At 49.7% G+C, this 22,166-nt stretch carries 24 protein-coding genes; 14 read left to right on the top strand and 10 right to left on the bottom strand.

Annotated features, from left to right (window positions below):
- Position 1 precedes the first annotated feature (1 nt).
- The gene (locus tag BLQ88_RS14650) at positions 2–415 is read left to right on the top strand and encodes a hypothetical protein (protein WP_229212700.1); all 414 of its coding nucleotides are present in this window, start codon (positions 2–4) and stop codon (positions 413–415) included.
- Positions 416–418: 3 nt separating this feature from the next.
- Here the strand turns inward: BLQ88_RS14650 and BLQ88_RS14645 are convergent, their stop codons facing one another.
- Positions 419–661 carry a hypothetical protein gene (locus BLQ88_RS14645; RefSeq protein WP_090151213.1) on the bottom strand — a complete coding sequence of 81 codons (243 nt, stop codon included), beginning with the start codon at positions 659–661 and terminating at the stop codon, positions 419–421.
- 121 nt (positions 662–782) lie between these two features.
- Between BLQ88_RS14645 and BLQ88_RS14640 the strand changes: the two genes are divergently transcribed.
- Positions 783–1,826 carry a DUF4097 family beta strand repeat-containing protein gene (locus tag BLQ88_RS14640; RefSeq protein WP_090151210.1) on the top strand — a complete coding sequence of 348 codons (1,044 nt, stop codon included), beginning with the start codon at positions 783–785 and terminating at the stop codon, positions 1,824–1,826.
- Positions 1,827–1,944: 118 nt separating this feature from the next.
- Complete coding sequence (locus tag BLQ88_RS14635; RefSeq protein WP_090151207.1) at positions 1,945–2,907, top strand: ComEA family DNA-binding protein; 963 nt, start codon at positions 1,945–1,947, stop codon at positions 2,905–2,907.
- Positions 2,908–2,982: 75 nt separating this feature from the next.
- Here BLQ88_RS14635 and BLQ88_RS14630 read toward each other — a convergent pair whose 3' ends face one another.
- On the bottom strand, positions 2,983–3,753 hold the full coding sequence (locus BLQ88_RS14630) for an LOG family protein (RefSeq protein WP_090151204.1): 771 nt from the start codon (positions 3,751–3,753) through the stop codon (positions 2,983–2,985).
- A 127-nt stretch (positions 3,754–3,880) separates the two neighbouring features.
- Here BLQ88_RS14630 and rpiB point away from each other — a divergent pair, with 127 nt between their 5' ends.
- Positions 3,881–4,312, top strand: coding sequence for a ribose 5-phosphate isomerase B (gene rpiB / locus BLQ88_RS14625; protein WP_090151565.1), 432 nt, complete (start codon positions 3,881–3,883; stop codon positions 4,310–4,312).
- On the opposite strand, the gene BLQ88_RS14620 is transcribed toward rpiB, so the two are convergent.
- The gene (locus tag BLQ88_RS14620; RefSeq protein ID WP_090151201.1) at positions 4,309–5,721 is read right to left on the bottom strand and encodes a hypothetical protein; all 1,413 of its coding nucleotides are present in this window, start codon (positions 5,719–5,721) and stop codon (positions 4,309–4,311) included. The genes rpiB and BLQ88_RS14620 overlap by 4 nt on opposite strands.
- 127 nt (positions 5,722–5,848) lie before the next feature.
- Here BLQ88_RS14620 and rbfA point away from each other — a divergent pair, with 127 nt between their 5' ends.
- From rbfA to BLQ88_RS14605, 3 genes are all read left to right on the top strand, one after another.
- Entirely contained in the window at positions 5,849–6,232 is a 384-nt protein-coding gene (gene rbfA / locus BLQ88_RS14615; RefSeq protein ID WP_090151198.1) for a 30S ribosome-binding factor RbfA, read from the top strand.
- An 18-nt stretch (positions 6,233–6,250) separates the two neighbouring features.
- Positions 6,251–7,477 (top strand): FtsX-like permease family protein, encoded by a 1,227-nt coding sequence (locus BLQ88_RS14610; protein ID WP_090151195.1) that lies wholly within the window; start codon positions 6,251–6,253, stop codon positions 7,475–7,477.
- A 106-nt stretch (positions 7,478–7,583) separates the two neighbouring features.
- Positions 7,584–10,148, top strand: a complete 2,565-nt coding sequence (locus BLQ88_RS14605) for a M1 family aminopeptidase (RefSeq protein WP_229212699.1) — start codon at positions 7,584–7,586, stop codon at positions 10,146–10,148.
- A gap of 341 nt (positions 10,149–10,489) precedes the next feature.
- Here BLQ88_RS14605 and BLQ88_RS14600 read toward each other — a convergent pair whose 3' ends face one another.
- The 6 genes from BLQ88_RS14600 to rplU form a co-directional block, all read right to left on the bottom strand.
- Positions 10,490–11,554: a LacI family DNA-binding transcriptional regulator gene (locus BLQ88_RS14600; protein ID WP_090151189.1), complete on the bottom strand. Its 1,065-nt coding sequence runs from the start codon at positions 11,552–11,554 to the stop codon at positions 10,490–10,492.
- 422 nt (positions 11,555–11,976) lie between these two features.
- Positions 11,977–13,029 (bottom strand): ferredoxin--NADP reductase, encoded by a 1,053-nt coding sequence (locus BLQ88_RS14595; protein WP_090151186.1) that lies wholly within the window; start codon positions 13,027–13,029, stop codon positions 11,977–11,979.
- A gap of 3 nt (positions 13,030–13,032) precedes the next feature.
- A complete protein-coding gene (locus BLQ88_RS14590; protein WP_090151183.1) occupies positions 13,033–14,145 on the bottom strand; it encodes a hypothetical protein in 1,113 nt (370 codons plus the stop codon).
- An 80-nt stretch (positions 14,146–14,225) separates the two neighbouring features.
- Positions 14,226–14,822, bottom strand: a complete 597-nt coding sequence (locus BLQ88_RS14585; protein ID WP_090151180.1) for a NifU family protein — start codon at positions 14,820–14,822, stop codon at positions 14,226–14,228.
- Positions 14,823–14,987: 165 nt separating this feature from the next.
- On the bottom strand, positions 14,988–15,266 hold the full coding sequence (gene rpmA / locus BLQ88_RS14580; protein WP_015814325.1) for a 50S ribosomal protein L27: 279 nt from the start codon (positions 15,264–15,266) through the stop codon (positions 14,988–14,990).
- Positions 15,267–15,326: 60 nt separating this feature from the next.
- Entirely contained in the window at positions 15,327–15,638 is a 312-nt protein-coding gene (gene rplU / locus BLQ88_RS14575; RefSeq protein ID WP_015814326.1) for a 50S ribosomal protein L21, read from the bottom strand.
- A 349-nt stretch (positions 15,639–15,987) separates the two neighbouring features.
- Here rplU and BLQ88_RS14570 point away from each other — a divergent pair, with 349 nt between their 5' ends.
- From BLQ88_RS14570 to BLQ88_RS14540, 7 genes are all read left to right on the top strand, one after another.
- Positions 15,988–16,638, top strand: a complete 651-nt coding sequence (locus BLQ88_RS14570; RefSeq protein WP_090151177.1) for a thioredoxin family protein — start codon at positions 15,988–15,990, stop codon at positions 16,636–16,638.
- Between the two features lie 21 nt (positions 16,639–16,659).
- Positions 16,660–17,571 (top strand): SMP-30/gluconolactonase/LRE family protein, encoded by a 912-nt coding sequence (locus tag BLQ88_RS14565; protein ID WP_090151174.1) that lies wholly within the window; start codon positions 16,660–16,662, stop codon positions 17,569–17,571.
- Positions 17,572–17,680: 109 nt separating this feature from the next.
- Positions 17,681–18,361: a DUF1361 domain-containing protein gene (locus tag BLQ88_RS14560; RefSeq protein WP_090151171.1), complete on the top strand. Its 681-nt coding sequence runs from the start codon at positions 17,681–17,683 to the stop codon at positions 18,359–18,361.
- Entirely contained in the window at positions 18,336–18,710 is a 375-nt protein-coding gene (locus BLQ88_RS14555; protein WP_090151168.1) for a diacylglycerol kinase family protein, read from the top strand. Before BLQ88_RS14560 ends, BLQ88_RS14555 begins: the two co-directional genes overlap by 26 nt.
- A 96-nt stretch (positions 18,711–18,806) precedes the next feature.
- Positions 18,807–19,964 (top strand): hypothetical protein, encoded by a 1,158-nt coding sequence (locus tag BLQ88_RS37450; protein WP_090151164.1) that lies wholly within the window; start codon positions 18,807–18,809, stop codon positions 19,962–19,964.
- A gap of 55 nt (positions 19,965–20,019) precedes the next feature.
- Positions 20,020–20,316: a winged helix-turn-helix domain-containing protein gene (locus BLQ88_RS14545; RefSeq protein WP_090151162.1), complete on the top strand. Its 297-nt coding sequence runs from the start codon at positions 20,020–20,022 to the stop codon at positions 20,314–20,316.
- 189 nt (positions 20,317–20,505) lie between these two features.
- A complete protein-coding gene (locus BLQ88_RS14540) occupies positions 20,506–21,546 on the top strand; it encodes a hypothetical protein (RefSeq protein ID WP_090151159.1) in 1,041 nt (346 codons plus the stop codon).
- Positions 21,547–21,608: 62 nt separating this feature from the next.
- On the opposite strand, the gene BLQ88_RS14535 is transcribed toward BLQ88_RS14540, so the two are convergent.
- Positions 21,609–22,109, bottom strand: a complete 501-nt coding sequence (locus BLQ88_RS14535) for a DUF2911 domain-containing protein (protein WP_090151156.1) — start codon at positions 22,107–22,109, stop codon at positions 21,609–21,611.
- Between the last annotated feature and the right edge of the window lie 57 nt (positions 22,110–22,166).

Here is a 22,166-nt window from a genome sequence, read left to right as displayed (position 1 = left end):
TTTGCTTCCAACTAATTCGGAAAAGGGCGTGTCTCTCCCTCACATTAAACCCCATAACGATGAAGGTCTGATTGTTTTATTCGGTTTGCTGGCCTGGATCGGCTGCCACGACGAGAGCGGCGATATCAACGAACAGGTTTACGAAGCAGATGCTACCTGGACGAATATGCTAGCCACCGACGGTTGCTCATGGCATTTCGCCATTAACGCGAAGGATTCTACCACATCGCTGCTTCCGAGCGAAGCGTCCCTTGCGAAAATCGAAAAGGAGCTGGGCAAGATCGAAGAATATTACAGCTTTACGCCCGTCCGTTTGAAATACAGCCTGACAGGCTCGAAAAGTACCGTACAATGCGGCTGGGGCCGCACTGCAACGTTCGACGAAATTAAAGTCATTGAAATTCACAAAAAATAATCCCTACAAATTGAGGATTTTCTTAGCCTCTTGTTCGGAATAATAAGGAATCAACTCCGCTTCATCAATAATCTCCTGCACCTGCTCTTCCGTGGCAGGTGTAGCTGCTTTAGGGCTGGTCCAGGCCTGCTTTCCATCCTGCTCTTCCTCAAATACAATCGTTCCTTTTCGTTGGAGGTTTTGGAGGACTTCCAGTACCAGTTGTTCCTCTGATTCACGGACGGCTTTTACGCGGTATGTTTTCATGATAATGACTGATTTTGGTTTGTTATGAGCAAAAACTGTACCTGAATGTAACTTTTAAAAGCATTGCATGCAACCTGGGTTCCGGGATTTACATCATTGGTCAAACAAATCACAGAATCCCATGAAAATTAAACAACTACTAACTTTCGTCCTGTCCGCGCTTTGTTTCGTGAGTGCGTATGCACAAGGCGATGATGACAAACCTTACGTTACAAAAAACTTCAACGGCTCATCCCTAAAAGAATTACAGGTTGAAACTTCCGGTGGCTCGATCTCCGTCACAGGCGGGCAATCCGACGGTTTCAAAGTGGAAATGTACGTGCGCGGCAATGGCTGGAACGGCAATAAACAACTCACCAAAGAAGAAATCGAAGACCGCCTCGAAGACTACGATATCCTGATCGGCACCGAAGGCAGCAAGGTGATTGCCACGGCAAAAAGGAAAAATAACCAGCAATGGAACGAGAAACGGAACATTTCGATCGCGTTCAAAGTAATGGCGCCGCGTAATGTGGCTACCAACCTCAAAACCAGCGGCGGCAGCATTAAAATTGCCGCATTGACCGGCCAGCAGAATTTCACCACCAGCGGCGGTAGTCTGAAAATTGACGACCTCGACGGCGTAATCAACGGCCGGACTTCGGGCGGCAGCATCGATGTGGCGCATTGCAGTAAGGATATCAACCTGCATACCAGCGGCGGCAGTATCAGGGCCAATGAGTTGAAAGGTAAGATCGAGCTTAAAACTTCCGGTGGAAGCATTGAACTAAACAAACTCAATGGGGACATCGTGGCGCATACCAGCGGCGGAAGCATTCGCGGCGAGGGTGTAGATGGTTCGCTCGATGCAGGTACCTCGGGAGGTTCGGTACGGTTGGCCGGTGTTTCGGGCAGCGTGCGCGCCAGCACCAGCGCGGGCAGCATCGAACTGGAATTGAAATCGCTGGGTAAATATGTAGACCTTTCCACATCAGCCGGCAGTGTGCGCGTGAGCATGCCGCTGGATAAGGGCGTCGACCTGAACCTGAAAGGTAACAAAGTGGCTATACCGCTTAAAAACTTCGACGGCTCGGTGGAAAAAGACCGCGTACAAGGCAAAATGAATGGCGGTGGTATCCCGGTAACATTGTCGGCCAGCGCAGGCAGCGTGTATGTGAATCAATAAGAAACAGTATTAATAATCGTGCAAATGAGCAGGCGGCTTACCGTCTGCTCATTTGTGTTTTAAAACCTGTTACCAAATCACCGATGCTACGTAACAATGGGAAACAAATCCCTGACTTATGTATCAGAAAATTTTAAATGGTTTGCAGGACTTCTTCGGAATATCCCGGAAAGAAGCGCGCGGTGCGCTGGTGATGATGGTATGCTGCGCGATAATGATCTGGGCGCCCTTCTTTTTCAGGCGCTGGATTTTGCCTTTTGTCCCCGCCGGCAGCCCGCCACCTGAGCGCAGGGTACTCGATAGCATTGCATTACTGTTGGAAAAACAGCAGCAGACGAAATACAGGCCGCGCGCACGAGCTGCCGCGAACGGGCCGACCGCATTCAAACCCGAGCAAATAAAATTGGTCAGCTTTGACCCGAATACCGCCTCGGAGCGGGAGCTGAGGGGTGTCGGTATTCCTGCATTTATCGCGCGGCGCATTGAAAAATTCAGAAGTAAGGGTGGGAAGTTCCGGCAGAACGAGGATTTAATGAAGATTTACGATTTCCCGCCTGAACTGTACGCCCGGTTGGAAAGATACATTTCCATAAAAGATCAGAAACCGGTTTTCGAGGGCATTCAAATCAAGTCTTCCAAAACGAATTCACAAACGCCTGCCCGGCAGGAATTTAAAAGCAGCATCCAGGTATTCGATATCAATCAATGCGATACAACAGCCCTCATTCGTCTGAAAGGTATCGGCACCAAACTGGCGCAGCGTATTCTGAAATTTCGCGATGGGCTCGGCGGTTTTCATTCCGCGGACCAGTTCAGTGAGGTTTACGGGCTGGATTCGCTGGCATTGTCGGAATTGAGGCGTAATGCGAAAGTTTTGAGTAATGTTAAAAAGATCAGCGTAAATGCGGCTACCGGCGAGGAGCTGGGAAGACATCCGTATTTGCGAAACAGAAAGCAGGTGCAGGTATTGGTGAATTACCGAACGCAGCACGGGCCGTTCCGTTCGCTGGAAGAATTGCGGAATGTGAAGGTGCTGGACGAAGCGACGATACAAAAAATAGGGCCATACCTCTCGTTTTGAGGAGTATGGCCCCGTTTGGAGAACCCAGTTTGGAGAACCCCGTTTGGAGAACCCAGTTTGGAGCAAATGTCATTGCTAGAAGTTGGGTTTCAGCAGGTATTTTGAATAGAATTTATCGATTACCTGCACCGCTTCATCGGGTGTATCTACCAGGCTGATCAGTTTCAGGTCTTCCGGGTTGATATTGTGCTCGGTAAGCATCGTTCCTTTGATCCACTCGATCAGGCCCGACCAATAATCGGTACCGACGAGTACGATCGGGAAACGGCCGATTTTTTTAGTCTGGATCAACGTCATCGCCTCAAAAAGCTCGTCGAGCGTGCCGAAGCCGCCCGGCATGACGATGAAGCCCTGCGAGTATTTGACGAACATTACTTTCCGTACGAAAAAGAAATCGAAGTTAATGCTCTTGTCGTGGTCGATGTACAGGTTGCTGTGCTGCTCGAAGGGCAATTTGATATTCAGTCCGACGGACTTTCCGCCCTGTTCGAATGCACCTTTGTTACCCGCTTCCATGATACCGGGGCCGCCACCGGTGATCACACCATAGCCGTGACGTACCAGTTTCGCCGCGATATCTTCCGCTGTTTTATAGTGAGGATTGTCGGGCAAAGTACGGGCAGAACCGAAAATGGAAACGCACGGGCCGATTTTGGCCAGTTTGTCAAATCCTTCCACGAATTCGGCCATTACCTTGAACACAACCCATGAGTCGGCACTCTTGATTTCGTTCCAATTGCGGTCTTCAAACGCCTCCTTGATCCTTTTCTCATCTTCCGGGACCGCCGGGTTGAGGAGAGAAACGTCCACTAATTCTCCGTTGGTTGGTTTTACTTCTTCACTCATATTTAGCATTCAATTGAGTTGTTGATCAGTATAATGGTAACTTTGTACCATTAACACCAATAATAAAAAACTTTTCACCATGTCCGCTGTGGTTAACGAACGGTGGACTGTAATTAACAAAAAAGTAATGAGAAAAATTGCTATCGGCTCCGACCATGCAGGTTTCCCCTACAAGCAACCGGTTATCGACTGGCTTACCACCAACGGTTTCGACGTGAAGGATTTCGGGACATACAGTGCCGACTCGGCGGATTACGCGGATTTTGCGCATCCGGTGGCGAGTGGTGTGGAAAGCAAGGAGTTCGAAAAAGGCGTGCTGCTTTGCGGGAGCGGGCAGGGCGTATGCATTACCGCGAACAAGCATCAGGGCGTACGCGCCGCACTCGTGTGGGACCTGCCGCTGGCACCATTGGCCCGCCAGCATAACGATGCGAATGTGATTTGCTTTCCCGTGCGTTTTATCGAGCTGGAAACCGCATTGGCCAGCCTGGAAGCATTTTTAAGTACTGAATTCGAAGGCGGCCGTCACCAGACGCGTGTCGACAAGATTTCCTGCTAGTAAGCCCTTTGGTATACACCTTTCCAGGGGCTCTGGATATACTGCTTTTTCAATGCCGGAACCCGGTTCAGGAGTTTCGGCATGATATTCACCTTATCAATCACAAATTCAGGCGGGTCTTTGCGGAAATTGTCATAGACGTGGATCACGCTGTCGAAATTGTCGAGGTTCTGCAAATCGTAGCTCGCCAGCTCCCAGTTGAGGTAAGGCGTGGCGGTGAAATTATTGATATACTCCCCTGAATTTTGCCCCAACACCAGGATGCGTTTGTTCTTGATCTGCTCCGGCAAACTGGCCGGCTTGGCACGCAGGTTTTCGAGCTTACCCATTGCAACGCCGGGTAATACTCCCCTCAATCCCTGATATTGTATCAAAACGATCATCGCGCCCATGAGGGTGAACTGCAACTCGTCGGCCCAGCTGTTCTTTTTGAAACTCTGGAAATAATGCGTGGCGAAGAATGCTGCCGGCGGGACGAAGATCACAAACTGCATCGGCGCCAGAAACTGCATTAGCGGGATCGTGAATACCGCCGCGATGAACCATAGCGCCATTACCTGCTGAATGCGCGTCTGGTAGTTCACAAACCGGAGCGTTGTGAATATCCGCATAAAACCCATGATCCCGAAGCCCAGCGGCAGCAGGAGCGAGGCGAGCAGGGATGAAAAGTCGTTGAGGTTGTATTGTTTTACCTGAAATACAGAGGTAAGGAGGTTCCTGTTGAGGCTTTCGATGCCGTTGTTAAGATAGAAAAACAACACCACCATCAGCAGCGGGAATACCGAGCCGAACAACCCGAGCAAATGGTGCCGGAAAGTAGAGCCGGTATAGAACAGCAATGCCAGGAATGCCCAGATCATGAACAGCGACGCGGGCAGGTAGAACAGCGTAGCAATACCGATATAGAGCCCCAGCTCGAAAACCTGGGTCGTCACCTCTCTTCTTACGAGCATTTTTACGATAGAACCGAATGCAAAAAGCAGGAATGTATTTGCAAGCAGCATGGGCGATAATGTGCCCATATCGAACGAAATGTTCAGAAACAACGCATACAACGCGCCGGGCAGGTAAGTACGCTCAGGGAAAACGTCGCGGGAATAGATAACGTAATTGAAATACAATATCTGCACGAGCGAAACGCCCATGGCAGCCAGCTGGTATACCCATTGCGCACGGCCGAAGAGGCTGTCGATAAGCCAGTAGGTGAGGCCCGAAAACGGGCTTACATTGTCCCACACATCGCGGTAGAGCATAAATCCGCGGCCCATTTGCTCGCCTACGAGCATCCAGCTCAGTTCGGGTATCAGCAACGGCGCGCCTCCCAGGAAAAAGGGGAGACGGAGCAGCAGGAAGAATACTACTAAGCTGATGGTCTGGTACCGTGCATTTACGCGAAAAAAACTAAGCAAGCGGTAGGTGGATTAAATCTCTGACGGGAAATAAGTTTCACGAAATTACAATGCCGGGTTCCACAAAAACAAAATAAGTATGGATATTTGTACTTATTGAAAGGAGAGAGGGAACGACGTTCACAATATGGAATCGAAAAGACAACAAAAAGTAGGCAGGCAGATACAAAAGGACCTGGGCGAGATTTTTCAGAAGGATGCACAGCACCTTACCCACGGCGCCTTCGTGACGATCACTGCCGTGCGGGTAACGCCCGACCTGAGCATTGCCCGGGCATACCTGAGCTTCCTGCCGGATAAAAATAAAACCATGCTGCTGGAAACGATCCGGGAAAATACCCGTTTCATTCGCCAGAAGCTCGCCGAGCGCGTCCGTCACCAGTTGAGGATCGTGCCGCACCTGCAATTTTATATCGACGACACTGCCGAATACGCAGCCAAAATGGATCAGTTGTTCGCCGACCTGGTGATCCCGCCCGCACAGCCCGACGAGGAGGAGGAAACCTACTGATTTCAAGGCTGAGCTATCATGGACATTTCCTACCGGATTGCCGTTCGCTACTTTTTTTCGCGTAACAAAAGAAGTTTCATCAGTCTGATCGCGCGCATTGCCATGGCCGGCGTGGCGGTCGGGACGATGGCTATGGTAGTGGTATTGTCGGTGTTCAACGGCATGGAAGACCTCAACCGGAAGATTTTCAAAACTTTCGACGCGGATGTGCGCATTGTGCCCGCGGAAGGCAAGCGGTTCAAAATGACGCCTGCATTGATGGGCGAATTGAAATCGGTACAAGGCGTGAGGCTGGTGACGCAAGTGATCGAAGACAATGCACTGGCCCGGTATGGCAACCAGCAAACGATTATCCGCCTCAAAGGCGTCGATAGCACATTCGAGCAGCAGAAACAGCTCGATACCGCCATGGTTGAGGGGACATTGCAGCTGATCGGCAGCAATGGCACGCCCTATGCGGTTATTGCGGAGGGCATCCGGAATGCATTGTCGATTTCCCTGGAAGACATTTTTACCCCGCTCGAACTGCTCTACCCGCGCACCGGTACCAAAACGCTCAACCTGACTTCCCCCGAAGCATTCAACCAGCTCAATCTGCGTCCTGGCGGCGTGTTTTCCATTGAATCGCGCTACGACGACTACATTATCGCCCCATTGAAACAGGTAGCTGGCCTGATGGGCTACAGCGGCGAGCTGTCGGCGCTGGAAGTTTATCTCACGCCGGGTTATGCCGAAAAGGATATCAGCGAGGAAATTGGCGCGAAGCTGGGCAAGGCTTTTGTAGTGAAAGACCGGGATTCGCTGAATGCGGATCTGCTCCGCGCAATAAAAATGGAAAAGCTTTTTGTGGCAGTGACCCTTTCGCTGATTATTTTAGTGGCCGCAATCAATATCTTTTTCTCGCTCAGTATGTTAGCGATCGAGAAGAAGAACGATGTGTCGATGCTGTATGCCATGGGCGCAACGCAGTCGCTGATCCGGAAGATCTTTTTGGCCGAGGGGGCGATTGTGGCATTCTCGGGCGCGATTGCGGGGCTTTTGGGCGGAGTTGCAATCTGCTGGCTGCAAATACGGTACGGACTTGTTTCGATGGGTATGACCACCTCGCTGGTGGATGCTTACCCGGTTAAATTAATTTGGGAAGACATACTCTACACGGGCGTGATTGTCGTTATGATAACTATGGTTGTTTCGTACATCCCGGCCAGAAGGGCCGCAGAAGCGGGTGCGCTGCTGCGGGTGTAACGATGTCCCGGCAATCAGAAAATCGTTTATTAACTTATTTACATTGACTTACTTCCTAGCAATCAATCAGAAAGCGGATATGACCGGTAATATTAAAAGGCCTTCTTTGAACCGATTGATCTTTACACTTTTTGGCATACTTTCTCTTTCATACAGCGCGCTGGCAATGCCCGGCGCCGATGCCGACACACTTTACAGAAGAAACCCCGGTACCGTAACCAAGCAAGGTCCTTACCGGCCGGAAAGAGCCCGCAAAAGCGACATTTTATATACCAGGCTGGATGTACAACTGGATTGGGTCAAACAGCAGGTGCCCGCGTCGGCGATATTGAAGTTTACACCGCATTTTTATCCGCAGAATACCCTCGAACTCGATGCGAAAGGGTTTGATGTGAAAGGCATCGCATTGCTCGAAGCGAATACCGAATACGGAGACCTGACCACGGAAGAGGTAGCGGGAAAGGTTAAAGGCAAACTGGAATTCACCTACGACAAGCGGAAGCTGATCATCAAGCTGGGGCAGGAATATACCCGCAAAGACACGCTTTTTGTAAAAATCGATTACACCGCCAAGCCGAACGACGTTCCGAGAGGCAAGGAGGACGACAGCGCTTCCGACAAAGGGCTCTATTTTATCAATGCGGATGGCCTCGACGAAGGCAAGCCGCGCCAGGTATGGACGCAAGGCGAGACAGAAGGCAGTTCGTGCTGGTTCCCGACGATCGACGCGCCGAACCAGAAGTTTACCCAGGACATTTACATTACCGTTGACAGTACTTACAAAACGCTGTCAAACGGCTTGCTCGTTGGGCAGGAAGAAGGCAAAAAAGGCCTTCGCACCGACCATTGGAAGCAAACCCGCCCGCACGCGCCTTACCTCGCCATGATAGCGGTGGGAGATTTCGCCGTGGCGAAGGATATGATGCCGAACGGCCTCGAACTGAGCTATTACGTGGAGCCGAGATACGGTGCCGACGCGGAGGCCATATTTGGCCGTACGCCGGAGATGATGGGCTTTTTTACCAATATTTTCGGGGTTGAATATCCGTGGGAGAAATATGCGCAGATAGCCGTGCGGGACTTTGTAGCCGGCGCCATGGAAAATACCACAGCCACAGTGCATGAAGAAGGCGTTCAAAACGACGCCCGCTCGCTGGTGGACGGTAATTCCGACGCCGTGATCGCCCACGAATTGGCGCACCACTGGTTCGGTGATTATGTTACCGCGGAAGAATGGGGTCAATTGCCTTTGAACGAGTCATTTGCGAATTACTCGGAATACCTTTGGAGCGAATACAACGACGGCCGTTTTGAAGCCGATTGGGGTAATTTGCAGGAAATGAAAGAGTACCTGGCTGAATCGGAAACGAAGCAGGTACCGATGATCCGGTATTTCTACAAGGACCGCGAAAATATGTTCGATGCGCATTCCTATGCCAAAGGAGGCCGCATTCTGCACATGCTGCGGTCACAGGTGGGCGATGACGCTTTCTTTGCCGCATTGCAGCATTACCTCAAAACCCATGCATTTGGTACCGCAGAGATCGACGACCTGCGCATTTCGTTCGAGAAAGTGACGGGGCAGGACTTGAATTGGTTCTTCGATCAGTGGTTCCACAGACCGGGCCACCCCGTGTTGAAGATCGACCAGCAATTTGTGCCTGCGCAGTCAAAAGTTGTTTTGAAGGTAAAACAGGCGCAGGATACCACCGCCACGACCGTTTACCGCCTGCCGGTGAAAGTAGATGTGTGGGTTTCAGGCAAAAAGAGCCGCTACGACGTGGTGGTGGATAAAGTGACCCAGACACTCGAATTCCCCGCTGCGAAAAAACCGGATTTGGTCGTATTTGATGCGGACGCGAACCTGCTGGCGGTGATCGAGCATGACAAAAACAGGCCGGAAATGGAGTTTCAATATGTCAATTCCGAACGTTTTCTCCATAAATACGAAGCATTAGCCTCACTGGAAGGTGCCTTGGCCGATACTACTGCCCGTAAAATCCTGGTAAAGGCCATGGACGATCCGTTCTGGAAGCTGCGCCAGATGGCGATCAGTAACTTTGCGGAATATGCGGGAGAGGGTTTTGCAGACATTGAAAAAGTAATTCAAAACCGCGCGCAAACAGACCCGCACCCGCAGGTACGCTCGGAGGCGATCATTACCCTCGCTTCATTTGGAGACAACAACAGTGATCCGATTTTCAAAGCCGCATTGACCGACAGCTCCTACCTCGTAGCCTCGGTAGCCATCGAGAAATACCTGATGAGCCAGCCGAACGATGCCGCGGAAGTAGCGGCGCAGTTCGAAAATTCGCCTAACGACGCCATTATTACCTCGGTAGGCAACTATTACGCCGGCCTCGCCCAGCCAGAGCGCTTCGACTGGTTCCTGACCAAAATGAAGGCGATGAAACCAACCGAGAAATACAACTTCCTGCAAGTTTTTGGTAAGTACCTTATTAAATCGAAGCAGGATATCCAGCGCAAAAGCATTCCGGTACTCGAAGGCCTCGCGCGCGACAATTCTTCCTATTTCGTACGTTTCGGCGCATTCCAGGCGCTGGGGCTGCTGACCGACATTCAGGGCGTGACAGCGCTCCGGAAAGACATACGCGCGAAGGAAACCGAACCGAAGCTGAAAGAAATGTATAGCCAGTTTGGGGATTTGTAACGCTGCGACGTATTTGGAGCTTGGAGGAAAAGTTGTCAGGTTTTGTCAAGAATAGTCAGGTAGTGGTCAGGTACGTTCAATTATTAAATTGGTCGGTAGCTAAATGCCGTTAGGCATGTAATATCGGTAGGAATGTAACCCGATAGATTACGCCAAAAAATGCCGTCAGGCATGCAACAACAGCGCATTGTTGTTACATGCCTGACGGCATTTTCGAATACATTATTCGGTTCGATTGCTACCAACGTTTCATCGCTACGCGATTTGCTGCATTTCTTACTGTACAATTCCTGACCACAAGTGACAACACCTGACCACAAATGACCAAATCTGACAAATGACTACTGCGGATCGAGGTAGTAATCCAGGTTTTCCTTCGTAATAATATCCAGCGGCAGGAACTTGATCGCCGGGATCTCCTTTTTGAAGATCAGGTGGTTGGCTAACTGGTGAATGCCCCAGTAACCCTGCCCGAGCGGGTTCTGGTTGATCAGGAAGTCGATGACGCCTTTGTTGAGATATTGCTGATTCGGGCCGATGAGGTCATATCCCACCAGTTTAATATCCGTCAATGCATTCTTTTCAAGGTAAGCGGCTACTTCGAATGCCTTGGAATTGGTAACGTATACCGCAGCGAGGTCGGGATATTGTTTGCGGAGATCGTCGAGCTGTTTGTCCAGGCCTTCTTCTTCCGGGAAATTAATTTCCTTACTGATCACCTTAAACGTCTCTTCGAGCTGCTCGCCTTTGAAATAATCGCGGAAACCTTCTTCCTTCGTGATCAAATGCGCGGAGTTGGAAATGTCCTCATTCACGTGCGCCACGAGTACCGTACCCGGTGAATGCAGTCCGAAACGCAGGATTTTAGCCGCCAGCGACCCACTTCGGTACGAATCCTGCCCGATGTAGCACAGCGGGTTCACATGCTCGATCTGCGTGTTAAAAAGCACATAAGGAATGCCCATTTCGGCCCATTCCTGGAAGAACGGCAATGCTTCTTTGTAAAATATCGGCGCGATCAGCAGGCCGTCGGGATGTTCGCGGCCCACTTCTTTGGCTTTCGCGATAAAGGAAGGCTCGGAATGCGAATTGAATATGAACTTGGTAATGTGTACGCCGTATTGCCGGAGCTCCTTCTCGGCTTTTTCAAGACCATTATGCGGCGCTTCCCAATACGAGTCGAGGCTGGGGTCAGGGATAAGGGCTGCAAGGTTGAAAGCGCGCTGTGATTTCAGCGATTGGGCGATCAGGTTAGGCTCGTAATTCAGCTCTTTGATGATGGCCAGGATTCGCTCGCGCACATCGTCGGCCACTCTTCCACGATTATGTAACACGCGGTCGACGGTGCCTTTGGAGGTTTGCGCCTTTTCCGCTATATCTTTGATTCTGACAATTTTCTTTTTCACACTCGACTATTATTCAAGGGATTTTTCAGTTCCGTTCAGCAAATCTAACAAGTAATTATGAAGATGGACTAAATAGTGTGTTTTAGTGAAAGGCAACTATGCTGAACAAAATTTTTCGAATTTTATTTATAATAAATTTGAGATTTTAAGCGCTGGCCATTAGTTTTACCTGACTATAAACGACTATTTGTAATCAATGGTGTGCACGAACCCAACGAACCTTTTCGATTGCGTGCTCGAACACTTTTTTAAATTTTATTAGGAAAAACCGATTTGGCAAGTAATTTTGTAAATAAGATAAGAAAGAAAATTTTATTCTTTAATATTCCTAACACTTAACCTTTTCAGGAATTCTTTCACTGAAATTCCTTTAATCCTAAACCTTAATGAAGCGTACGGCATCGTCTGTACGCTTCTTTGTTTTACTCCTGCCTGATTTCGATCGCTACATCGTCGCTGTCCACGTAGGACGAACAGGTTAAAATCCAGCCTTCTGCGAGATCACGGTCGGTGAGAACTTCGTTCACGCTCATATGCACTTTCCCGCTCGTACACACGGCCGCGCATGAGGCGCAGCGCCCGCCCTTGCAGCTGTATGGGAGCTGTATACCTTCGGCCAATGCGGCATCCAGTACTGTCGAATGCGCCGGAATGAGCAGATTGTGCGTCGAGCCGCGAAAATCAAGTTTAATGTAATGTGGGTAGGAAACCGGTGGCGGGGGAGGCGGAGAGGGGATCACGAAATTTTCTTTGCGGATTTGCTCGCCCCGGAAACCCATGAAATGCAGGGTAATGCCTGCGGAACGCATCAGTTCGAACGGCCCGCAAATGAAGAAGCGGGCGTCTTCACGTTTGAAACGGATGGATTGATTTACCAGCTGTTCCAGCCGCGTGTTGTTAATGCGCCCCTGAATGCCCGTCCATTCTTCGGTAGGCTGGCTGTGAATGTGGATTACCCGAAGCCGTTCGGGAAACCGTTCCTGCCAATGGATAATATCTTTCCAAAAAAGCGTGTTGCGTATGTTCCTGCTCGCGTAAATGAGGGTTACCTGGCTCTGCGTTTCCTGGGTGAGGGTTTGTTTTAACAGTGAAAATAGCGGGGTTATGCCGCTGCCGGCGCCTATAAGCACAATGTCGCGGGTTCCGGCGTCTTCTTTCTCCAATACAAACCTGCCCGAAGGAGCCAGTACCGTGAAAAGGTCGCCTGCTTTCACGAGATCGATCCAGAACCGGGAAATCTCGCCATTAGGTACCCTTTTAACGGTGATGGCAGGAAATGCATCCACACCCGGCGCCGAGCTCATCGAGTAGGAGCGGCGTACCTCGTGCCCGTGCATGTTGATGAGGAAGGTGAGGAACTGGCCGGCCTTGTAATGCAACGCGCTGCCGTCGAGGGTTTCGAAAACGAATGTCTTGGCGTCGTCGGTTTCGCGGATGATTTCGCGGAGCTTTAAGGATATCGTGTGGTCTGCCATTCGCTAGCTGGGATTGGATAATGGTAAAGCGCCATTTACCTGTTGCTGGTTCCAAAGCGCCTCGTATTCCGCTAAAAGCGTCCAGCAATGCGCCTCGCAGGTCCAGTGCATGTGTACCAGCGGGTTCACCGACAATTTGTAGAGCACCGGATTTTCGTAAGCGGTAAGCAGCCCGGCTATGAAAAAGTAAAAGCCTTTGAAATCATTTGCAGTAAACGATTCAACTGGAATGCGTTCCGTCCGGATGCCAAACCGCATGAGCGACGTGGCCAGCGAAACCCGGTCCATGTGGTTGCGGGTAGTTTTCAAGAGGTTTTCGGTATCGCCGATCAATTGCGCTTTGATTGACCGTAATGCAGGCGGATCAAATGCCGCAATAAGCCTTGATACGTGGTAAATGATCAGCGGCGTGCGCGGGTACTGGTGTGCGCAGCGAAAAGGCGCATGAACGTACCGGCGCGTTTCGATGATCGAACGGATGTATTCCAAACTGGCTTCGTCATGCACATTCAAGGGTAACTTATAATGCAGAATGCAGTACAGCATATTGCTCAGCACGCTCACGTCGAACTCCACATACATATTCTTGCCAAACCAGGTAGAGTAGGCGCGCAGCTGCTGGTACTCGGGATACGTATTCCTGATCCAGAGTTTGGTGCCATTGGCGTGGAGCGTCAGTTTTTCTTTTAGCCAAAACAATTCCTCTTGAGAAGGGCTCGTGGTCAGGTAGGCGAATGCGGTGTCGTCGATGTCGTCGGGAATGCGGAAATGCTCGAAACGGCGGAACCAACGACCGTTAGGGAAGTGACGCGAGGGTTTTGTTTTCCAGAAATTATAGGTTTTTAAACCGTCCTTATTTTGAAAATCAGGATAATTGGCGGTTACCAATGCGATGATGGAATCTATCTGCGCCTGGCTTTCCGTGCTGCAATGCTTTCGGATGGATTGAAGCGTGAATGCAATGATCGCGGAAAAGAACATCGTGGTATCGGGGCGCCGATAACCGATCATGGAGTTGGACCGCTGCGCCGGGAAGATGCCTTTGGGGAACAATGCATTACCGGTAGATTGTAATGCCTCGATACGGTCTAAAAATGCTTCCAGCGGTGCCTTCATGCGCCGAAACTAACAAAACACATTATAAAAAGAAACCCTGTCGGGTTACGACAGGGTTTGTAATGTGTATGTTTGATGCATTAAACGCCTTCTGCTACTACTTCTTTTACATCCGGTACCATGCGGGTAAGCAAGTTTTCGATACCGGCTTTCAATGTGAGTGTCGATGACGGGCAGCCGCTGCAAGAGCCTTGCAAAAGCACTTTCACCACGCCCGAGCCTTCGTCGAACGAATGGAAGTTAATCGCCCCACCGTCCGATTCAACCGCCGGCCGTACATATTGATCCAATGCGGCCTTGATCTTCTGTACCGTATCGGAATCCCGTGCATCGACGATCAAAGTGTTGCTATCGATCGTTTTTTGCTCGAATACCGGGTGGTTTTCTTCAAAATAAATCTTGATAAACTGCTTCGTGTCGCGCAAAACCTCTTCCCAGGCAACATCGTCGCCCTTGGTAATGGTAATGAAGTTGCTCGCGATGAAAACGCGCTTCACGTGCGGGAACTGGAACAGATCAGCTGCCAGCGGCGAGGACCTGCCTTCTTCCAGGGCCGCTTCCAGTGAAGGGTAGTCGAAAGAAAGCCCGTCGGGTACCAGCTCGAAATTCAGAACGAATTTCATCGAGTTGGGGTTGGGGCTCAATTCGGTATATACGAAAATAGGTCGTGACAACATTGGGATAGTCGATAATGATAGGGTAAAACAGCTTTCCGGTTAAGAGAACACCGGAATGCGCCTTTTGGTTTGGCGGCGGGCGCATTAACCAATAAAAAACCCGTCAAACATTGGTCTGACGGGCTCTTTTAACTTCGTTTTGGAAGTGATGCTATCGGGCGTTGATTACGCTTCCGCAGCAGCTTCAACCGCGATCGGTTCGATGTGAACGTAAGATCTGTTTTCACGGGTCTTACGGAACACTACGTTACCATCAACCAATGCGAACAATGTGTGGTCGCGGCCGATACCAACGTTTTTACCTGGGTTGTGCTTGGTTCCACGCTGACGAACCAGGATATTACCTGCTTTTGCCAACTGGCCACCGAATAATTTTACACCAAGACGTTTACTTTCCGATTCACGTCCGTTTTTCGAGCTACCTACACCTTTCTTATGTGCCATGATATCTTATACTTAAATTGTAATTTCCTTTTTGAACTGTTTCAGGCTTCCGCCCAATAATTAGGCAACGATTTCGTCGATGCTGATCTTTGTCAGATACTGACGGTGACCGTTTTTCACACGGTATCCTTTGCGACGTTTTTTCTTGAAAACGATCACTTTCTCACCTTTCAGGTGTTCGAGAACGGTTGCTTTTACAGAAGCACCTGCTACTGTCGGAAGACCTACCTGTACTGTGCCTCCGTTATCAACGAGAAGGACTTTGTCAAATACAAGTGCAGCGTTCACGTCACCTTCAAGCCTATGCGTGAAGATTTCGCGACCCTTTTCAACTTTAAATTGCTGACCTGCGATTTCTACGATTGCGTACATGTTAATAATTAAATTAAACTGGATTCAAAATTTGAGGTGCAAAGATAAAAAGAGAGTGGCAGAATCACAACGCATTAGGAGGAATATTCCTGTTTTTTTAATATCTCGCAACCGGGCACGCCGGCAACGAGGGTAATGCACCACTGGGTTGTCATGAGCATGTGCTTCCCGAATTTGAATAATAAGTGACCGATGTGGTAAAAAATGCGCAAAAAGTTACCTTTATATGATCCGGGCTAGCTGCCGCGTTTAGACATGGAGCGTGACGAACCAGCTTAACAATATTTAACAGGTAACGCCTTTACTTTTACCTAGTATTAGGGTCTAAGAGACAGTAGATATAGAAAACATGAAAATAAAAGTCAGTCGGTGGGTTTTGATGGTCCTGTTTTTCGCATTGTTCGGGCAGCTGGCTCATGCGCGGATAATCGAAGAAGGAGGTATGCAGGGGCAGGGAGGTTACCAGGTGGGCGACGCCGTTTCGAACTTCCGCTTGAAAAACACCGACGGAAATATGGTTTCACTCTCGGACTTTGGTAATTCAAAAGGCGTGATCGTGGTTTTTACCAGTAACCACTGCCCGTTCGCGAAAGCTTACGAGGACCGTATTATCGCCCTCAACAACAAGTTCGCAGGCCAGGGCTATCCGGTTATTGCTATAAACCCGAGCGACCCGGGCACGCACCAGGACGATACTTTCGAAAAAATGAAGGAGCGTGCCAATGCCAAGCATTACGGTTATCCGTATCTTGTCGACGATACGCAGCAGGTAGCGCGCAAATTCGGGGCGGGCCGTACGCCGCAGGCATTTGTATTGCAAAAAAATGGTGCGCAGTTCACGGTGCGGTACATGGGGATGATCGACGATAACCCGCAGGATGCTTCGGGCGTCACCAAATTGTACGTCGACGAGGCGGTTACCAATCTCGTGGGCGGTAAGCCCGTCGTAACCACGATAACCAAGCCGGTAGGTTGCGCCATCAAGTGGAAAAATCAGTGATTTTCGAAGAAAAATTGCCCTATGACCAGAATTTTAGCTTTCCTCCTCACCATAGCTTTATTGTTGCCGGCCATCGGCCAGGCGCAGATCAAAAGTAAAAAATTCTCCAATGAAGGGGAATTTACCAGTAACTGCGAAGGTCCCGCGGTGGATGAAGATGGAAATGTCTACGCCGTCAACTTCGCGCGGGATGGCACGATCGCGCAGATCAGCAAGAAAGGTAATGCAAGCTTTTTCGTGACTTTGCCCAAAGGCAGCACGGGCAATGGTATCCGGTTTGTGGACAAAAACACTTTCTACGTGGCCGATTTCACAGGTCACAATATCCTGAAAGTGGATATGATCACGAAGGATGTCTCGGTTTTCGCCAACGAGCCCAAGATGAACCAACCCAACGACCTCGCTGTAACGGCCAATGGGCACATTTTCGCCTCCGATCCCAACTGGAAAGACGGTACCGGGCAAATCTGGCACATTTCACCCGAAGGAAAAGTGAGCCTGGCCTTTGGAAATATGGGTACTACCAATGGCATCGACGTGAGCCCCGACGAGAAGAAGCTGTACGTGAACGAAAGCGTTCAGCGGAATGTGTGGTCGTTCGACCTGGCACCGGATGGTACGTTGTCCAACAAGAAACTCCTGCACCATTTCGAGGACGGCGGCATGGACGGCATGCGCTGCGATGTGCATGGCAATATCTATATTGCACGCCACGGCAAAGGCGAAGTAGCCGTGCTCTCTCCCGAAGGAAAAGTGATCCATACCATTCAAACAATCGGAAAAAAGGTTTCCAATATCTGCTTCGGCGGCAAAAACGGTAAGACCTGCTACATTACTTTGCAGGATCGGGGCTGTCTGGAAACGTTCAAGGCCAAAACGGCGGGTCGCGAGTGGGCAATGATGAAGGCATTCGCCGCCAATAATAAGAAGTAGCCTTTCTTTAAGTAACCAATTTTAAATTTTAATGCCCTTCCTGCACTTGGAGTTTCCAATCGTTTTATAGTAACTTTGTATTTCAAAGTACTTTAAACTAACTTAAACGATGCTGAGAAACCTGGTCAACTATCTGGAAGGCAATTTGAAAGTTGCGCTCCTTGCATTTGTTTCCGCCGCTGCGATGGCGCTATTATCAGTCAGGATTCTCCTGCAAGACATGGGTTTCATCTTTTTGGCCTGGAACCTGTTCCTGGCCTGGGTACCCTTGCTTTTCATTAAATGGGTTTGGGAAATGGAGAAACGCCGGCAAGCACCATTCGGGATTCTGATGGTATACCTGGCAGTCTGGCTGCTATTTTTCCCGAATGCGCCCTACATCATCACCGATCTGAAACATTTGCGTGTGGTACCCGAGAATATGATCTGGTACGACGCATTGATGATCTTCACATTCTCGCTGGCAGGATTTATGACCGGTCTTTACAGCATTCGCATTGTTCACCGGATCATCGCCCATCGCTGGAACGAGCGTCTGGCTTGGTTTGCGATCCTCAATTCGATGGTACTGAGTGGTTTCGGTATATTTTTGGGCCGCTACGGCCGCTGGAACAGCTGGGACATCATCACACAGCCCGGCGCACTCGCGAGAGGCATTTACCATAGCATGAGAGATCCGCTGGCGATCAAACACACCATTACGTTTTCGTTCGTGCTCATGTTGTTGTACTTTGCGTTCCATATTTTTGCCGAAATGAAACAACATGAACGGACCCATCGATATTCTTAAAGCCCTCCGAAGCTTCCGTTACGCAGGTGCGGGGATTTACAGCCTGTTCCGATACGAAAACAATGCACGCATTCACCTGATCGCCTGTTTGGTAGTTGCCATCGCAGGCGTATTTTTCAATATATCGGCTACCGAATGGTGCATTATAGTGATCCAGATCGCGCTCGTGTGGGCGGGTGAGGCATTCAATACAGCAATCGAAAAACTGGCGGATCTGGTTTCGGCCGATTACCATCCGGTCATTAAAATAGTGAAAGACACAGCCGCCGCCGGCGTATTACTGCTGGCCATTTCGGCAGTCATAGTAGGAGGAATTGTGTTTATCCCAAAAATCCTGCTGCTATTTTAACACTGGCCCCGCCATTGTCTGACAACATCTGACAATGCCTGGCCGCACCTGACTATTTAACAACTTCTGACCGTTACTTTACATTTTGATACGCTTATGAACCCGAATCAGGATTCTTTGCACACTTTGAACGAGATCCGCAACCTGATGGAGCGGTCGTCCAAATTTCTGTCCCTCAGCGGGTTAAGCGGAGTTTTTGCCGGGATTTTCGCCCTCATCGGAGCGGCGGCGGCCCACATCCGCTTCAAAACCGATTGGATGGCCGACATTCTGATCCCGCTCGGGACTTATAACGGGCATACGCGCAGCGACGTGATCCGGTTCTTGCTGGCCGACGGCATTTGCGTGCTGGTATGCTCGCTCGCGGTTTGCATTATCCTCACCGTCCGCAGGGGCCGCAAAAAAGGCCTTACCGTATGGAATGGCAGCTCCAAACGCCTGCTGATCGCCATGCTCATCCCACTCACGACAGGCGGCATATTTTGCCTTGCCATGCTGCATTATGGCTTCGTCTGGCTGGTTTTCCCGGTTACGCTGCTGTTTTACGGCCTCGCGCTCGTGAATGCGAGCCGATTCACCTACCCCGAAGTATTTTACATGGGCATTTCAGAAATCGGGATCGGGTGCGTTGCATTGTTTCTGACGGGTTATTCGCTGATATTCTGGGCGATAGGGTTCGGTTTGCTGCATATTTTTTACGGCCTCACCATGTATAACCGCTACGAAAGAGAGAAGGTGACAGGTGACGAGGTGCCGGGCGGAGGATTGCCGGGAGGCCAGGGGCTGAGTGGAAAATCGGGTGTTGCGGTGGTGCTATTATTGCTCTTCACAGGCTCGGTTTGCTCGGCGCAGGTGCGCATTCCTTCCGACAGTACCACGGCAAAAGCGAGAAAATGGTACGATAAGGAGACCATTTATTTGAGAAATGGGAATAGTTTTGTCAAAAACAACGTCATATACACCGGGCAGAAGGCTTTGCGGAAAGAATTTATGATTTCGCCGGAAGGGCTTGGCCTTTACCTGAAATCCAGAAGAACGCGCAGTATCGGGCTGGTGATATCGCTGGCCGGCTCGGCAGGCTCGATCATATCGCTGCTCTCGGGTAACCGCGATCATCTGAAAACCTTTTTCTGGGTGTCGGTAGGAACTGGCCTCGTAGGCTCGGGATTTACCATGGCGGCCAACAATCAACGTGACCAGGCCGTATGGATGCGCAACCGCGATGCCATGCTGTTCCTGGAAGCCAATCAATAACGGAGCCCGTCAGCTGATGCACGGAGCCCGACGTCCCTCGTAACAGGAACTTGTAATGGAGTGGTTAGAAAAGTTTAATAAGGTATTTGAAAGTAAAATCAGGCTTGGGCTCATGTCCGTGCTCGTGGTAAACGATTCCCTGAGTTTTAATGAACTGAAAGAACTGTTGCAGCTCACCGACGGCAACCTGGCCTCGCATTTGAAAGCATTGGAAGAAATTAAATACATCGAATTCCAGAAACAATTCAACGGCCGCAAGCCGCTTACCACCTACAAAGCCACGGACGATGGTCATAAGGCATTCACCGAGCATTTGCAAGTGTTGGAGAATATGATCAAGCAGAATTTGTAGAAGGGAGGAAGGGGAGTAGGGAGGAAAGGGAGGATGAAAAAATAAACGCAGACTAGGCCGTTGGCCGGGTCTGCGTTTTTTGTTTTCGACCGTTTAATTTTTAATAGCTTCTCGTTGATAAACGGTTTTGGTGAGCGGATATGGGCAGGGTTAATTGAGGCAGATTGTTAACTATTAACCTCTTTAACTATGAAATATCGATTGATACTTTTACTGGTTGCTGTTTTCGCCTCATTGTTAAGTTGCAATGAAGATGTAATTGAAAGCGCGCCAAATTCTGTCGAGAAGTCGGATGATGTGGATGTAAAGCCGTTTATGACCGATTCTGTGGACGTTTATATTGCGGGAGCGGTCAATCTGGCCGGCGACCAATGGAGGGCGAGCTACTGGAAAAATGATTCGCTCTATTTGCTGGATGAGAATTACTCCGTCGCTCATGACGTCGTCGTGTTAAACGGTAAAGTGGTGGCAGCGGGGAAGTATGATGGTAAGCCCTGTTTGTGGAGAGACGGGAAGCGAACAATGCTGGATGAAAACAGGGATGGGGAAGTGAAAGCAATTGGCGTACTGAATGGCAAGCTATATCTGGTCGGACAGCTGTATGAAACGCAAACCAATTTTCGCGCATTTATCTGGACGGAAGGCAAAATGACTTTTCTGAACGATTTTAAAGGATATGCCAGCGACATCGCATTTAGTGGGATTGATATTTACGTTTCCGGGATGGATTCTGAACGGCCCTGTTATTGGAAAAATGGTCTGAAAACGGAACTAAGCAGCCATTTCGGACATGGTTATGGGATTGAGGTAATCGGTAACGACGTATATGTTGGAGGAGAATACCGCCCGTCGAACGGTGGCTATTTTCTGGGAGGTTACTGGAAAAACGGATCATTTCAATCGTCGGGTAATGATTGCTATATCTGGAATATCGGAGTAGATCGCGGCGAGGTGTTCCTGGTAGGAAACGGAGTTGTCAACACAGCTACTGATGTCGCCATGTTGGTTGCCGGAAGCGGGAAACTTGTTCTGGATACACCAGGTAGAGGCTTGTCGGGCGCGAATGACATTGCATTCAGCTTAAATAACCAATATGTTTTGGGGACCTGTTCAGGCACTGCTTCCGGTGAAGGAGCCCCGCGGGTGTGTTATTGGCTGAACAACAAGCTGCACAGGGTTACGGATCAGAAATCTTTGGGAGTAGGCATTTATCTGAAATCAAGAAAATAGCCTGAATTGCTTAAAAACGAAACGAGGCTGGTGTTTGCCAGCCTCGTTTCGTTTTTAAGTTATCAGAACTTCACAGGCACCGAAAATCCTGCCTTATCCCATTGGAAATCCAATGATGCATCTTTCACGGTGAAAGTCAGTTTTTCCTGGGAAGATGGGTAGGCCTTGTTGGGAACGGTGATGTGCGCTACGTCTTTGCTTTTGTGCTCATCGTATTTGTAGGCGCCCCATTGGCCGAGCTGGCTGTTCAGAATGATGGTCCATTCCTTTTCGTTAGGCGTTGCGAATAGGGTATAAGTGCCTGCTTTGATAGCCTTTCCGCCGAATGTAGCGTCTTTTTTGAAGGTAATGGTAGTGGCGCTGTCGGCACCGATACGCCATGGTTTGCCGTATGGTTCGAGGCTGCCGCTTCCTGCTTTACCAAACAATACGCGGCCCTTTTTAGATGGCTGGCCGTATCGTACGCTTAAATTCTTGCCGTCGGCAGTAACGTGCGGGCTTTGTGCGGATGCCCAGGTGAATGCGATCAGGGTGAGGAAAAGCGATAACAATGTGGTTTTCATAAGTCGTGTAGATTTGGAATTGATTGGTGGTTTAAGAAATACGAAGCAGCAAGTAAA

Origin of the sequence: Dyadobacter soli, from assembly GCF_900101885.1 — a bacterium.
GTDB lineage: Bacteria > Bacteroidota > Bacteroidia > Cytophagales > Spirosomataceae > Dyadobacter > Dyadobacter soli.
The sequence above is the reverse complement of the archived record's forward strand: the minus strand, read 5'-3'. Positions and strand labels throughout refer to the sequence as shown.